The sequence below is a fragment of the Bradyrhizobium sp. CCBAU 53340 genome, from assembly GCF_015291645.1.
GTDB lineage: Bacteria > Pseudomonadota > Alphaproteobacteria > Rhizobiales > Xanthobacteraceae > Bradyrhizobium.
This window is the reverse complement of the sequence record NZ_CP030055.1, coordinates 4553029-4567516: the sequence shown is the minus strand read 5'-3', so window position 1 is coordinate 4567516 and position 14488 is coordinate 4553029. Positions and strand designations below refer to the sequence as shown.

Genomic DNA, 14488 nt, shown 5'->3' with positions numbered 1-14488 from the left:
GCTAGTCCCGCCGCCACGGCGTAACAGTCACATCATTCGCGGCGTCGAGCATGTACGGCGTGCCCGGATTCATCCCATGTGATCTCAGCACGTCGTGTGGCGTCCGCTTGGGCACATCGACGAAGCAGCCTTCGCCGCCGGGCAACCGCACATGCGGGGCTTCCGAGAGCCAGAACGTGTCGTAGCGGTCCATGAACATCTCGAACACGGCGGGGCCGCCGATGATGGCGACCCGCCCCGAGGCGACGTCGGCAAAGGCGCTGGCCTCCTCGAAGCTCGCATGCTCCGGATTCCACAGCGTCGCGTTCGGCATATCCGGATCGACGGTGAGGGCCTTGATCCTGCGGGTCAGGATCAGCCGCTTGCGCTTGGGCGAGTTCGGCTGCTGCTCATGCGAGTTGCGGCCGTGCACGATCAGCGCGGTGCCATCGAGCGCCTGCTCGAAGAACAGCTTGTCGCCTTCGAACTTCAGACTGTCGGGCATGACGTGGCCGGCGTCGGCCAGCATGCCGTCCGCCGAGACGATGACGTAGCCTTCGAAATGAAACGACAAGTGACGACTATTCGGAAACGGTCGTCACCACGGAATTGACCGGGCGCGTGCTCACGGTCGGCAGCTTGACGTCCTTCATCAGCTCCTGGTCGTATTCGGGGAGCGAGGCGACCGGCGCCTTGGCGCGCATCGCCACGATCTTGTAGCCGCCGGCCTTGAGGCGATTCAGAAGCTCGGGCAGCGCCTCCGCTGTGTGCTTCTGGAAGTCGTGCATCAGGATGATGCCTTTGCCCTTGTTATCGAGCTTCTTCATCACGTTCTCGATCACCTTCTCGGGCTTCGACGCCTTGAAGTCGAAGGAGTCGATATCGCAGGAAAAGATCGCGACGTTGCGGTTGCCGAGATAGGTGACCATCTCCGGCGGATGTTGCAGCGCCGGGAAGCGGAAGAATGCCGCGGGCGAGATACCGCCGAGCGCCCATTTCACCGCGCTGATGCCCTTCTCGATCTCGTCCTTGCGCTGCGCCTCGTTCAGCTTCTTGTCGTTGAGGTTGGCGTGCGACCAGGTGTGGGTGCCGATGGTGTGACCGGCCGCGTAGACCTGCTTCAGGATCTCCGGCTCGTAGGTGGCGTGCTTGCCGATCGAGAAGAAGATGCCGGTGGTGCACTGGTCGGCGAGCGCCTTCAGCACGGCAGGCGTGTTGCGCGGCCAGGGACCGTCGTCGAAGGTCAGGACGACCTCCTTGTCACGCAGGAAGTCGAGCTCCTTGAAATGCTCGAAGCCGAAGCCGGGACCGCCGGTGGTGTCGATCTCCACGGTGCGGGCGACGCCGAGTGCGTTCGGATTGTTGCAGGCGGCGCGCGCCGGCTGCGGCGCCTGTTGCGGCGGAGGCGGGAAGGCGGCGCTCGGTTGGACTGCAGCTGCTGCCGGGGCTGCGGCTGCTGGAGCTGCGGCTGCAGCCGGTGCTGCTGCGGGCGCGGCCTGGGTGGCGGCTGCGGGTTTTGCAGCCGGGGTCTGCGACCATGCCGCGCCTGTCAGCGCAACAGACATCGCGCTTGCCAAAATCAGTCCTGCCGCCACACGCATGGTGTTGTCCTCGAGATTGATCCCGTTGTTCCGCCGCGGCTTTTCGCCTCCGGCCAAAACCTTCCTGCCCAAGATTATCTTAACTTTCATCCTAGCCTAGATGGTGCTCTATCGCCATTGCAACGGCTGTTTGGCGCTTCGCCGCAATTGTGCCCAGGCCCGTTCGAGCAAGCCACCTCAACTATCGGCCAAGGCTCTGGCAATTGCAGTCTTGATCCGGGTGTCGACAGGCTCCACGGCGGAGGGAAACACGTCGGCGATATAGCCATCACGGCCGATCAGATATTTGTGGAAGTTCCAGCGCGGAACCTCCTTGGGCCGGTCCTCGGCGGCCCATCTGTAAAACGGATGTGCCTTCGCCCCGACCACAACGGCCTTGGCGGCTATCGGGAAGGTAACGCCGTATTGGTGGTGTGCTGTCTCCGAGATCTCGCTGGTGCCGCCGGGTTCCTGGCCGCCGAAGTCGTTGGAGGGCACGCCAATCACGGTGAGGCCGCGCGCACTAAACTCGCTCCAGAGCTCCTGCAGGCCGGCATATTGCGGCGTGTATCCGCACAGCGAGGCGGTGTTCACGACCAGCAATGGCTTGCCGGTAAAGGCGGCGAGCCTGATGTCGTCGCCGGACAGAGCGGGGAACGAAAATGCGTAGGCGGAAATCCGGCTCATCCCGGCATCGGCCCGTGCGCGCGTTGCCGAATTGGTTGCCGCGAGAAGCGCCGTGACGAGCATGGTCCTGCGGTTCAGCATGGCGGTGTCCCCCGGATGTGATCCGGGGTGAAGTTTACCCCACCGATTCGATAAGCCCGCTCAACACCACGTTATTGGACCCGGCGTTGGTCTCAGTAGAGCCGGACGATGAAGTCGGTGCCTTCGCCGGTTTCACCCTGGTTGATGCCCTGGTCGGAGACGATGACCGAGCCGCCGGAGGTGAGCATCTCGTTGATCTTCGCCATGGCATCCGCGGGGATCGTGATGCGATCCAGCGCTTCGGCCGGGCTATCAGGCGTGATCACCGGCTTTGCGGCGACAGGGATCACCGCGACGCCACGCTGACGGTGCACCAGGCGGCCGTCGTCGTCACGCGCGGCGGCACGGACTGAGACGGGCAGCGACACCACCGACCAATGCAGCGCGTTGGTATCGGTCTTATCGATCTCGGCGGTGAAAACGTGGGTGCCGAGTGGTCGGTCGCTTGCCGCAATCGTCACGGGCACATCGAACAGCGGTGCAAAGTTCTGCCGCACATAGAGCTTGGAATCCTTGCGGCTGATGAACACGGCAATCTGGCCAGCTCGCTTCGGCAGGTCCGGCTTCACGGACGGCGCAGGATCGGCGATGCGGGTCTGATCATTCTTTGCGTCCGGCGAAGCGGCTTGTGCGGGTGCAATTGCCGTCGCCGCCGAATCCTTGGCAGGCTCGGATTTGACCGGCTCGGATTTGGCAGGCTCCGCAGCTGCTTCTGCCTTCGGCGCGTCGGCCTTCGGAGCATCTGAAGGCTTGGACTTTGCGGCCTCGGCCTTGTCGTCCGGCGTCGCCTTGGGCGTTTCCGCAGCCTCGGCGGGCTTCGCTTCAGTGCTTACTGTGTCGGTGGGCTTGGCCGCTTCGTCCGTCTTCGCAGCCGCCGCGGGCTGCTTGATCGGCTCGGACGCGTTGGCGGATTTGGTGCCGGTCTTATCCTCGGTCGTTGCGGCTTCCTCACGAGTCGCCGCATTGCCCGTCGTCACATCCGACATCACGGTGTGGCCGACCGTGGAACGCAACTCGAGCACGCCGTCGGCGCTGGCGGTCTTCGTCTCTGGAGACTTGGTCTCGGCAGGCTTGGTGTCCGTAACCTTGGCTTCGGACGCGCCCTTGTCCGCCTTATCGCCGACGCTCGTCGTCGGCTCGAGGCTTGCTGCGGGCTGCGGCGGGACACGCAGCGAAGCGAGCATCGGATGCGAGAAGCTTTGCGGGGTCATCTGGCCGGGCGTGACGATCACGCGCGCGCCCATCTTGGTCCAGTTCCACATCTTCACCGCGAACGCCATCGGCATGCGGATGCAGCCGTGCGAGGCCGGATAGCCCGGCAATACGCCGGCATGCATGGCGACGCCGGACCAGGTGATCCGCTGCATGTACGGCATCGGCGCGCCGCTATAGATGTTGGAGTGGTGGAATTTGTGCTTCTGGATGACGCTGAACACGCCCATCGGCGTCGAGTGACCCTTCATGCCGGTCGACACCGGCGACTCCGCGAACACGCCGTTGGAGTCGTAAATAGTGACCTTCTGACGGTCGATCGAGACGACGATGACGAGCGGACCTTGCGGTTTCGCGCCGGTCTCTTTCTCGACGACGGTCTCTTTCTTGTTCTTTGCGGCTGCCGAGCCGCGTTTCTGCGGCTTCAGTCGCGGCTCCTCGACGTACGGCTGCTGCCGTCCGTAGGATCCGTCCGAGTAATCCGAATAATAGTAGAACGCTGCCTCCGCCTGGCTTGCCGTTCCGATCGCCCCCGCTGCCGCCAAAATCGCGACCTGCCACAGCCTTACAGGCGCGGCCGAAAAAGGGGACCCGTTCACGCTATTCATTCCTCGAATCCACAATCCAAATCAGAAGTTAGTGTCGCAGAGGGGATACGCGTTCACCAGCATGGTGGTTCTGCCATCAGCTACTTTTGTCCAAGACGTAGCAAAAAAGCCTCACGGAGCGGTAAACGGCGGCCGCGGCCGGCTCCCGTCGCCTTCCTGATTGGCCGGCCCATGCCTACATTGTCAGGACTTGTTACCGGAGAGCTTCATGTCATCTCGTTTCCCCGGTCTTTCGCGCATCCGCTTGAAAGACTTCGCTTTATTTCTGTTGCTGTTGGTTGCGCCCGTCGCGTCCGCCTCCGCCGCCGACGAGCCGGATCTGATCTTCCGCCGTTCCACTGTCTTCAAGTGGATGAGTCCCAATGACAAGCTCGCGACCTACGGCCTCGACGATCCCGAGGTCGAGGGCGTGGCCTGTCATTTCACGGTGCCGGAGAAGGGAGGCTTCAAAGGTTGGCTCGGTCTTGCCGAAGAGGTCTCGGATATCTCGCTGGCCTGCCGGCAGATCGGTCCGATCAAGTTCAAGGACAAGATGGAGCAGGGCGACGACATGTTCCGCAGGCGCCGCTCGCTCTTCTTCAAGAAGATGCAGATCGTGCGAGGCTGTGACGCCAAGCGCAATGTGCTGGTCTATATGGTCTATTCGGACAAGCTGATCGAGGGATCGCCGAAGAACTCGACTTCGACGGTGCCAATCATGCCGTGGGGGCCGGCCGATGCGAACGTCCAGAAGTGCGGGGACTTCTTCACTCAGTGATGGAATCACGGCCGCTGCGCGGTCGCGCAAGATGCGAACCGCTCAGCCGCACGAACGCCTGCGGCGCGGCCTCGTGGCCGCGGCCTGATTGTTGTGCCATCGCGCCGGGCGCGCCGGTGCGGTGGCCGATCGGTCGATCGGCGCGGTCCGTGGGCTGCGCCGCGTCGCGCATCGTTGCGCGATCTTGCGCCATCATGATGGCCATCCCTCAACTCTATGCCCGGTTGATGACGGGCCCTTCGGTTTTCGAAGGCTTCGGTCGTGCCCGGGCGATTCGGGGTTCACGTGCGGGACCGGTCTTCGTTGGCTGACCTTCAGCAGAAAACCGTAAAATGCATGTGAAGCGCTGACGTCGCGGATGTGACCGCGCTGCTTCAACCAGATCGGACGCTTGTTTCCAAGCGGGTTCAAACCGCCACGCGTCCGGCATGAAATGATTGATGTTTTCCGGGAATTGTTTCGTCGCGGGGCCGGCGACGAAACAATTCTCATCGGGAACGAAACCATTTTGGGCTTTGGGCGCATCACGGGAGAAACCGCTGATGGTTATCAGCGTCACAACGACGACGGCGGCTCCGCCGGCGACGCATTTCGGAGAGAAATCCATGCGCGCGCTCAGCTTCCTCCTTGCCTTCAGCTTCGTGCTCGCCGGTTCCTCGCTCGCCGGTGCGCCGGACGGCAATCTGCCCGGTATCGGAACCTTCCGGTATTCCGGCTCGCCGGTCACCACTACGGCGCCGCAGTCGATTGTCCTGGCGGCACGTTTCTGATCACAACAAGAAAATCAGCCGACAAAAGCCATCATGTCCCTTCGTCCCTGCGCCGCGGCGTTCCTCTCCCTTCTGACGATGAGTTCCGTTGAGGCGCAAGTACGCGCGCCGAGCCGGTTGCCGGACCCGCGTACCGAATTCGTGCGGCAATGCGCCCCCCGCATGCTCGGGCGCTGGGAGCATCCGGAAGAGGTGTGCGGCTGTCTGCACGATCATGCCGCGGCCGTCGTCGAGGATCGCGACCTGCGCGAGGCGCTGCTGCGTGGCATCAGCGAGACCGGTGTGCCGACGATCGAAACCGATTGGGTGCCTGCAGCAAAGCAAAGTGAGATCGGCGCGACCTTCACCAAGATTGCCAAGCCGACCTTGCAGTGCATGTTCGATCCGGCGAAGGATCGTTCCTAGCGTCGCTATTGCGACTGGTTACTTGGTCTTGGGACCGAACCGGGGCACGCAGGAGGCGGTTCGCACGACGCCCCGATCAGTCATCTTCGAACCACGCACTTCCTTGATCTGGCCGGCCGGGCAGGTTCCGTCATCCACCTGCACGCGCTGACCGAGCTTGAGGTCGACGATATCCTGCTCGCGCCCGACTGTCGTCGCGTGTGCCGTTGAGGCAAGCGCGACGGAGATCAGCAGCGAGAGACAGGTTGGGCGGCCAAGCGACATGGCAAGTGACATGATGAGGGATCCTGGAATCGATGCCGCGATGGTACGAAGCGGGCGGCGATTCTGACAGTGAACCTTCGTCACGCCCGCCGGGCGGATTTGCCATTGCGGCGCAAGGCGGCGCGCGCTTCTCCCGCCAGCCGCTCTGCGGCGGCGACCAGACGCGGAACCGCGTGCCCCGAAAATCCAAGCACGAAGCCGGGTAGGGGGCGCGCCCGCGCATAGGTGTCGGCGAGCAGCCAGCCCTCGGCACCTGTCGCCTGCTTCGCCTCGGCTGCCACCGCGGGGGCAACCGATGGATCGAATCGTGCCACGAGGTGCAGGCCCTGCGACGGCACCGGGACTGTCAGCGCACCATCCGAGGCTGCTTCAAGCGTCTCAGCCAGTGCATCGCGTGCCTCACGATACAGCTTTCTGACACGCTTCAGGTTGGCCGCAAACGCGCCGGAATTCAGCATGTCGGCGACCGCACCTTCCATCAACGTGCCGGGAAAGCGGTCAAGCGTGGTGCGCGCGGCCGTGACATCGCCGACCAGACGTTCGGGCAGGGCGCAATACCCAATGCGCAGGCCCGGAAACAGCGTCTTGGCAAAGGTGCCCATGTAGATCACGCGCTGGAGATGATCGATGCCGGCCAGCGACATCAGCGGCGCGCCGTCATAGCGGAACTCGCTGTCGTAATCGTCCTCGAACACGAAGGCGCCCGCCTGCCTGGCCCAGTCGAGCAGCTCGAGCCGGCGCGGCATCGACATCTGCACGCCCAACGGAAACTGGTGCGACGGCGTGACATAGGCCGCGCGCGCGGCCGGTGCGAGCGAGCGGCCCCTGGCGACTTGCAGGCCGTGCGCGTCGACGGGAATCGGCACGGTGCGATAGCCGCACTGCGTGATGGTTCTGCGGGCAATGGGATAGCCGGGATCCTCGCACCAGACCTGATCATCGGCCTTCAGGATCGCGCTGAGAGCAATGCGCAGCGTGTGCAGTGTGCCCGATGTCAGCATAATCTGGTCGGGGTCGCAGCGCAGGCCTCGCGCCGACAGCAGATGATCGGCGATCGCAACCCGCAGCTCGCGGCTACCGCGCGGATCGCCATAGTGCAGATGCTCGCTGCCGAAGGCGCGCATGCGCCGGCCGACGAAGGCGCGGAAGCGTTGCAGCGCGCGCTCGTCGATATGGGTGCAGCCGAGCGCGAGTATGCCTTGCTGCGGCGCCTCAACGATCGCCTTCGGCTTCTTCGACGCGGCGGTGCGGCCCGGGATGCGCGCGGCGACGAACGTGCCAGACCCCACGGTGGCCTGTGCAAAGCCGTCGGCGATCAGGCGCTCATAGGCGGTGACGACGGCGTTGCGCCGGAAGCCGGTTTGCTTGGCCAGCGTGCGCGACGACGGCAGCGCCTCGCCAGGTTTTACCAGGCCGGAGACAATCATCTCGCACAGCGCCTGGTACAGCCGGTGCGCAGAGGAGGCGCCGGCGGTGATGTGGGGGCCGGCGAGATCGAGCGGCAATTCGGCTTTGCCCGCCGCGACAGAATTGGTCGGAATTTTTTGCATGGAATTGGCACTATCGCAGACCAAATGCGCCGCTACAACTGGCCTGGAATTGTTCCAAATCCCGACAGGAGCGGCCGTGAGCCAGACCGAAAGCCAAAATTCCTATCCGACCTCAGCACGCAACCAGGTCAAGCGCCGTCACGACCGCGGCTTCTACGATCACGCCACCGTTCACCGCATCCTGGATTCCTCGATGCTCTGCCACGTCTCCTACGTCATCGACGGCCAGCCCTATTGCACGCCGACCTTCTTCTGGCGCGAGGGGACGAAGCTCTATTGGCACGGCTCGAGCGCGAGCCGCATGCTGCGCAACCAGACCAGGGGGGAGCGGGTGTGTCTGACGGTCGCGCATCTCGACAGCCTGGTGCTGGCGCGTTGTGGCTTCAATCACTCCGCCGACTACCGCGCCGTGATGGCGTTCGGCACCGCCTATCTCGTCACCGACCCCGCGGAGAAGGAGCGCGCGGTGGTCGCGATGGTCGACCGCTTCTTCCCGGATCGCACCGCAAGCCTGCGGGCGAGCAATACCCAGGAGATCAAGGCGACCTCGTTTATCGCGATGGAGATCGAAGAGGCCTCCGCAAAGGTCCGCGCCAAGGGTGTCGCCGACGACGATGAGGACTACGAATTGCCCATTTATGCCGAGCGCATCCCGGTACGAACCGTTCTTGGTGCGCCCGAGCCATGCCCGCGACTGCTTGACGGTGTGAGCCGGCCCGCGTCACTGAATGGCTATTCCGAGGGCCGCCTGCTCGAAGATGCATTGCGGGATGCATATTTTGTGGAGTACCCGAACGACTGAAATCGGCTAGCTTGCGCGCACCTTTGACCAAACTGGATGCCCGGAGCTTGCCCGATGAATGCCGAAACGCAGCAGAGGATTCTTGACGCCGTCGACACCGGCTTCGAAGCCCAGCTTGCGACCACGTGCGATTTCGTCGCGATCCCTTCGACTCGTGGGGCGGAGGGGCCGTGCCAGGACATGATCGGCGACCTCCTGCGCGCACGCGGCTACGAGGTCGACGATTGGCACATCAATGTCGACGACTTGAAAGACCTCCGCGGCTTCGGCCCGATCGAGCATGACTTCTCGAAGGCCCGTACAGTGGTCGGCACCTATCGTCCCTCCACCGAGGCCGGCAAATCGCTGATCCTCCAGGGCCACTGCGATGTCGTGCCTGCGGGACCGCTGGAATTATGGGACACGCCGCCGTTCTCGCCCGTCGTCAAGGACGGCAAGTTGTTCGGCCGCGGCGCCTGCGACATGAAGTCGGGCACCATCGGCGCGCTCTATGCGCTGGATGCGATCAAGGCAGCCGGCCTCAAGCCGACGGCTCGGATCCATTTCCAGTCTGTCATCGAGGAGGAAAGCACCGGCGTCGGCGCGCTTTCGACGCTTCAGCGCGGCTATCGGGCCGACGCCTGCTTCATCCCCGAGCCGACCGGCGGCAGGATGGTGCGCTCGCAGGTCGGCGTGATCTGGTTTCGCCTGCGCGTGAAAGGTCATCCCGTCCACGTGGCGCATGCCGGCTCGGGTGCCAACGCGATCATGGCGGCGTATCACCTGATCCAGGCGGTGCAGAAGCTCGAGATCGAATGGAACGAGCGTGCCAAGGCCGACCGTCACTTCAAGACGCTGAATCATCCGATCAACTTCAACCCCGGCATCATCAAGGGCGGCGACTGGGCTTCCAGCGTCCCGGCCTGGTGCGACGTCGATTGCCGCATCGCTGTCCTGCCAGGCTGGTCGATCGCGGACCACCAGAAGGAGATTCTGGCGTGCATCGCTGCGGCCTCGCGCAACCACCGCTTCCTCGCCAACAATCCGCCGGAGGTCGAATGGTCCGGCTTTCTGTCGGAAGGCTATGAGCTGACCGATTCCGCGGCGCCGGAAGCGGCCTTCGGCAAGGCCTTCAACAAGGTCTATGGCGGGGAGGTCGAGGACCTTGTCTTCACCGCGCTGACCGACACCCGCTTCTACGGCCTCAACCATGGCATCCCCAGCCTGTGCTTCGGCGCCAGCGGCGGCGAGATGCACGGCTTCAACGAGTTCGTGGATCTGGAGTCGCTGAAGAAGACCACCAAGGCGATGGCGCTGTTCATCGCGGAGTGGTGCGGGGTGGAGAGGGCGTAGACCTCTCCGTCGTCATTGCGAGGAGCCCTTGCGACGAAGCAATCCAGACTGCTGCCACGGAGGCAGACTGGATTGCTTCGCTGCGCTCGCAATGACGGAGTATGCCGCCGGCCCCTCGTCCTGTTGGGAGTTGCCCGAAACAATGGCGTCCCCAAATCCTTTAAGCTTAAAATAAAGACTAGGATGCCGACCTGACCGGTGGCAGACTGGCGCCCGTTCGTTGGACGAGTCCCCGGGAGTCACAATGCGCGATTGGGATGATGCTTACGCCAATTCGGCCCATATCCCGGGCTCGGACAAGATGCCGGCGCAATGGGCGGAGCGGGCGGCGGCCTACCGCGCCGCTCTGAAGGATTTTCGCCCTGATATCGCCTACGGCCCTGGCGAGCGCCAGCGTCTTGACCTGATTCCGCCCGATGGTGACAGCAAGGGTCTCGTGGTGTTCGTGCACGGCGGCTACTGGATGCGCTTCGACAAATCGACCTGGACGGATCTTGCCGAAGGCGCGCGGCACCACGGCTGGACGGTTTGCCTGCCGAGCTACACGCTGGCACCGGCCGCGCGCATCTCCGACATCACCACGGAGATATCAGATGCGATTGCGGAAGCAGCTTCGCTGGTCGCAGGACCGATCCGGCTCGCCGGCCATTCCGCCGGCGGCCATCTCGTCACGCGCATGCTATGCGACGACAGCCGGCTGGAGCCTGCCGTCTATAACCGCATCGCCGGCACGCTCTCGATCAGTGGCCTGCACGATCTGCGTCCGCTGCTCAAGACCAGGATGAACGACACGTTGCGGATGACGATGGAGGAGGCGACGCTCGAGAGCGCGGCGCTGCACCTGCCGCGCGGGCATTCGCCTGTGACCGCCTGGGTCGGCGGCGGCGAGCGGCCCGAATTTATCCGCCAGTCCGATATGATGGCCAATGTCTGGACCGGATTCGACGTGCCGACGCACCTCGTCGTGGAGCCCGCGCTCAACCATTTCACCGTGATCGACGGGCTGAAGGACCCGTCGTCGCAGATCACCGCACGGCTGATTGGCCTCGACTGATGTCGCCCGCGGGATGATCGATCGAAAGGCCTGCCATGACGTCCAGCGATTACGATCCCACAAACGAAGGCGCCGAGACCGATTTCGGCCGGCGCATGTCCTATGGCGACTACCTGGCGCTGGATGCGATCCTCGGCGCGCAGCATCCGCTCTCCGAAGCGCATGACGAGATGCTGTTCATCATCCAGCATCAGACCACGGAGCTGTGGATGCGCCTCGCCATTCACGAGCTCAGCGCCGCGCGCCGCGCCATCGCCAGGGACGAAGTACAGTCCGCAATGAAGATGCTGGCGCGGATGTCGCGCATCTTCGAGCAGCTCAACGGCGCCTGGGACGTGCTGCGCACCATGACACCGAGCGAGTATACGCGCTTCCGGTCCCAGCTCGGCCAGTCCTCGGGTTTCCAGTCGCGCCAGTACCGGCTGATTGAATATCTGCTCGGCAATCGCAATCACGCCATGCTGAAGCCGCACGCGCACGATTTGGAAACGACAAGAATGCTCGAGGCGGAGCTCGCGACGCCGAGCCTTTATGACGAGGTGCTGCGGCTCGCCGATCGCAAGGGTCTCAAGATGCCACCTGCGGTGCTCGCGCGTGACGTGCGCGAGACCCACAGTTTCAGCGAAGGTGTGCTTCACGCCTGGCGCGAGGTCTACCAGGCACCGGAGACGCACTGGATGCTGTATGAGCTCGCGGAGAAGCTGGTCGATTTCGAGGACTATTTCCGCCGCTGGCGCTTCAACCATGTCACGACGGTCGAGCGCGTCATCGGTTTCAAGCGCGGTACCGGTGGCACCGGCGGCGTCAGCTATCTCAAGCGCATGCTGGAGGTTGAGCTGTTCCCCGAACTCTGGCGCGTGCGCACGATTCTGTAGAGATGACCATGACCAGGCTTCGCGTCTACGACGACACCAAGGCGCTGTTCCATCTGCCCGACGGTTTGATCTATCTCGACGGCAATTCGCTCGGTGCATTGCCGCTGGGCGTTGCCGAGCGAGTCAACCGCGTCATCACGGCGGAGTGGGGCAATGAGCTGATCCGCGCCTGGAACACGGCGGGTTGGTATGCCCAGCCGCGCCATGTCGGCGATCGCATCGCGCGGTTGATCGGGGCGGAAGCGGGGTCGGTGATGGTTGGCGACACGTTGTCGCTGAAAGTCTATCAGGCGCTGGCGGCTGCGCTCGACCTGAACAACGAGCGCAAGGTCGTCTTGTCCGACACCGGCAATTTCCCGACCGACCTCTACATGGCCGAGGGCCTGATCGCCACGCTCGGGCGCGGACATCAACTGCGCCTGGTTGCACCGGAGGAGATCGAGGCCTCGTTGTCGGAGGAGATCGCGGTGCTCTACATCACCGAGGTCGATTACCGCACCGGCCGCCGCCACGACATGGCGAGACTGACTGCGAAAGCGCATGCGCTCGGCATCATCACGGTCTGGGATCTCGCGCATTCCGCCGGTGCACTGCCGGTCGAGCTCGCCGGCTGCCGTGCCGATTTCGCCGCCGGATGCACCTATAAATACATCAATGCCGGCCCCGGCGCGCCGGCTTTCCTCTATGTCGCGCCGCGCCACGCCGACACGGCGCGCGCCGCGTTGTCCGGCTGGATGGGTCACGCCAAGCCGTTCGCGTTCGAGCTCGCCTATGCGGCCGCGGGCGGCGTTGAACGCATGCGCGTCGGGACGCCACCGGTCTTGGCGATGGCAGCGCTGGAGGCCTCGCTCGACATATGGGATCGCGTCGACATCCGCGAGGTCCGCGCGCGTTCGCTGGCACTCGGCGATCTCCTGATTGCGGAAGTCGAACGCCGCTGTCCGTCTCTGCGGCTCGTGACCCCGCGCGCGCATGAGCGCCGTGGCTCGCAGGTCTCGTTCGCCTTCGAGGGCGGCTATGCCGCCATGCAGGCCCTGATCGCTCGTGGCGTCATTGGCGATTTCCGCGCGCCTGACATCATGCGGTTCGGGATCACGCCGCTCTACATCGGCGACAGCGAGATCATGCGGGCAGCCGAGATCATCGAGGAGGTGATTGCGGGTGAGATGTGGCGGCGACCAGAATATCAGGTCGTCAACGCAGTGACGTGAGAACGGCGCGCGTTCCCCACGGCGGAGCGCCGGCGTCACGACGGCCATTACCTTCGACGTCATTGCTTTGCCGCTGGAAGCCATTCACGTTGAGAGAACAAGGAATTGGGAGGAAATCCGATGACGCCGCTCGAAAGACTTAAAGCGATGAAGATGCCGTTCGCCGAGCTCAAGGGCGTCGAATTTGTCGAGGCGGACAAGGATCGCGTGGTGGCGCGGATGATGGTTCGGCCGGATCTCTGCACGCTGCACCACACCATCCACGGCGGGGCTGTGATGGCACTGGCCGATTCCGTCGGGGCGGCGGCGACCGCGATCAATCTGCCAGAGGATGCCAAGGGCACGACCACGCTGGAGAGCAAGACCAACTTTATTGGCGGGGCCAAGGAAGGGACCACCGTCATTGCCACCGCTACCCCGGTCCATCGGGGCCGGCGGACCCAGATCTGGACCACCCGGCTTGAGACCGAAGACGGCAAACTGGTCGCTGTGGTGACCCAGACGCAGCTGGTCCTGTAGGACTACGGAGGCTTGATTTTGTTAACGAATTGGTCGTTTGCGCTGCCTCAAACTTGAGCGGGTTCCCGTCTTGAAAAATTTGCTGCGACGCACAATATTGGGGGCCTAGGGATTCGAACGCCTCCTCGAGGGACACCAAGAGGAGTTTTGACGTGGTACTTGAAGAGACCGTCCGCACCGCCCCGGGCTACGTGCGGACCCTGATCCAGCAGGAAGAATTGCCGCTGTTGCGCGATCATCTGCTGAGACTCGATGCCGAAAGCCGGCATGACCGTTTCAACGGTTTTCTCGACGATAGCTTCATCGAGCGCTACGCAGCCCGCTGCGCTGACGACGGCACCGTGATCGTCGCCTACATCGTCGATGGCGTGGTCCGCGGTGCAGCCGAACTGCATCCGCCGGAGGGCGATTCGCTGCCCGAAGTTGCCTTCAGCGTGGAAACCTTCGCGCGACGCCAAAATGTCGGCACCGTGCTGTTCAGCCGCCTGATCGCGGAAGCGCGCTGGAAGGGCTACAAGAGCCTACGCATCACAACGGGTGCGGAGAATCACGCAATGCGCGCGCTCGCCAGGAAATTCGGCGCGCACCTTGCTTTTCGCCATGGGGAATCCACCGGCACGATCGATCTTGCCAAGACTCCCGAGGACGAGCTTGCCGATCTCGCCGCGGCGCCGTTCAAGGCCGGCCGCGCGCTGCTCAGCTTCAACTCGACCTGCTGGAAGCTGATCTCCAGCATGTACGGCAATCGCGCAGCCTGAAATCAAAGGCCTGAATCAAAAAAGCGGACCGGCCCTGCCGATCC

18 protein-coding genes are annotated in these 14488 nt (G+C 63.7%); 10 read left to right on the top strand and 8 right to left on the bottom strand.

Annotated features, from left to right (window positions below):
- Nucleotide 1 precedes the first annotated feature (1 nt).
- The 4 genes from XH89_RS21815 to XH89_RS21800 form a co-directional block, all read right to left on the bottom strand.
- Nucleotides 2-553, bottom strand: coding sequence for a dihydrofolate reductase (locus XH89_RS21815; protein ID WP_194462479.1), 552 nt, complete (start codon nt 551-553; stop codon nt 2-4).
- Between the two features lie 7 nt (nt 554-560).
- Complete coding sequence (locus XH89_RS21810; RefSeq protein ID WP_194462478.1) at nt 561-1580, bottom strand: polysaccharide deacetylase family protein; 1020 nt, start codon at nt 1578-1580, stop codon at nt 561-563.
- 177 nt (nt 1581-1757) lie between these two features.
- A complete protein-coding gene (locus tag XH89_RS21805; protein ID WP_194462477.1) occupies nt 1758-2327 on the bottom strand; it encodes a glutathione peroxidase in 570 nt (189 codons plus the stop codon).
- A 92-nt stretch (nt 2328-2419) separates the two neighbouring features.
- Complete coding sequence (locus tag XH89_RS21800) at nt 2420-4147, bottom strand: L,D-transpeptidase (protein ID WP_194462476.1); 1728 nt, start codon at nt 4145-4147, stop codon at nt 2420-2422.
- Nucleotides 4148-4355: 208 nt separating this feature from the next.
- Here XH89_RS21800 and XH89_RS21795 point away from each other — a divergent pair, with 208 nt between their 5' ends.
- Nucleotides 4356-4904 carry a CreA family protein gene (locus tag XH89_RS21795; protein ID WP_194462475.1) on the top strand — a complete coding sequence of 183 codons (549 nt, stop codon included), beginning with the start codon at nt 4356-4358 and terminating at the stop codon, nt 4902-4904.
- On the opposite strand, the gene XH89_RS21790 is transcribed toward XH89_RS21795, so the two are convergent.
- Nucleotides 4894-5109, bottom strand: a complete 216-nt coding sequence (locus XH89_RS21790; protein ID WP_371825167.1) for a hypothetical protein — start codon at nt 5107-5109, stop codon at nt 4894-4896. The genes XH89_RS21795 and XH89_RS21790 overlap by 11 nt on opposite strands.
- A 9-nt stretch (nt 5110-5118) precedes the next feature.
- Entirely contained in the window at nt 5119-5511 is a 393-nt protein-coding gene (locus XH89_RS21785) for a hypothetical protein (RefSeq protein ID WP_194462474.1), read from the bottom strand.
- Between XH89_RS21785 and XH89_RS21780 the strand changes: the two genes are divergently transcribed.
- Together XH89_RS21780 and XH89_RS21775 are read left to right on the top strand one after the other, a co-directional pair.
- Nucleotides 5510-5674 carry a hypothetical protein gene (locus tag XH89_RS21780; RefSeq protein WP_194462473.1) on the top strand — a complete coding sequence of 55 codons (165 nt, stop codon included), beginning with the start codon at nt 5510-5512 and terminating at the stop codon, nt 5672-5674. The genes XH89_RS21785 and XH89_RS21780 overlap by 2 nt on opposite strands.
- Before the next feature lie 33 nt (nt 5675-5707).
- Nucleotides 5708-6079 (top strand): hypothetical protein, encoded by a 372-nt coding sequence (locus tag XH89_RS21775; RefSeq protein WP_194462472.1) that lies wholly within the window; start codon nt 5708-5710, stop codon nt 6077-6079.
- An 18-nt stretch (nt 6080-6097) separates the two neighbouring features.
- Here XH89_RS21775 and XH89_RS21770 read toward each other — a convergent pair whose 3' ends face one another.
- Together XH89_RS21770 and XH89_RS21765 are read right to left on the bottom strand one after the other, a co-directional pair.
- A complete protein-coding gene (locus tag XH89_RS21770) occupies nt 6098-6343 on the bottom strand; it encodes a DUF6719 family protein (protein ID WP_194468574.1) in 246 nt (81 codons plus the stop codon).
- 80 nt (nt 6344-6423) lie between these two features.
- Entirely contained in the window at nt 6424-7893 is a 1470-nt protein-coding gene (locus XH89_RS21765) for a PLP-dependent aminotransferase family protein (RefSeq protein WP_194462471.1), read from the bottom strand.
- A gap of 76 nt (nt 7894-7969) precedes the next feature.
- On the opposite strand from XH89_RS21765, the gene XH89_RS21760 reads away from it, so the two are divergent.
- From XH89_RS21760 to XH89_RS21730, 7 genes are all read left to right on the top strand, one after another.
- Nucleotides 7970-8695, top strand: coding sequence for a pyridoxamine 5'-phosphate oxidase family protein (locus XH89_RS21760; protein WP_194462470.1), 726 nt, complete (start codon nt 7970-7972; stop codon nt 8693-8695).
- 54 nt (nt 8696-8749) lie between these two features.
- A complete protein-coding gene (locus tag XH89_RS21755) occupies nt 8750-10027 on the top strand; it encodes an ArgE/DapE family deacylase (RefSeq protein ID WP_194462469.1) in 1278 nt (425 codons plus the stop codon).
- A 244-nt stretch (nt 10028-10271) separates the two neighbouring features.
- Nucleotides 10272-11081: an alpha/beta hydrolase gene (locus XH89_RS21750; protein WP_194462468.1), complete on the top strand. Its 810-nt coding sequence runs from the start codon at nt 10272-10274 to the stop codon at nt 11079-11081.
- Between the two features lie 35 nt (nt 11082-11116).
- Nucleotides 11117-11956, top strand: coding sequence for a tryptophan 2,3-dioxygenase (gene kynA, locus XH89_RS21745; RefSeq protein ID WP_194462467.1), 840 nt, complete (start codon nt 11117-11119; stop codon nt 11954-11956).
- A gap of 8 nt (nt 11957-11964) precedes the next feature.
- Entirely contained in the window at nt 11965-13167 is a 1203-nt protein-coding gene (gene kynU, locus XH89_RS21740; RefSeq protein ID WP_194462466.1) for a kynureninase, read from the top strand.
- Between the two features lie 120 nt (nt 13168-13287).
- Nucleotides 13288-13686 carry a PaaI family thioesterase gene (locus tag XH89_RS21735; RefSeq protein ID WP_194462465.1) on the top strand — a complete coding sequence of 133 codons (399 nt, stop codon included), beginning with the start codon at nt 13288-13290 and terminating at the stop codon, nt 13684-13686.
- A gap of 152 nt (nt 13687-13838) precedes the next feature.
- Nucleotides 13839-14444, top strand: a complete 606-nt coding sequence (locus XH89_RS21730) for a GNAT family N-acetyltransferase (RefSeq protein ID WP_194462464.1) — start codon at nt 13839-13841, stop codon at nt 14442-14444.
- Nucleotides 14445-14488 lie beyond the last annotated feature (44 nt).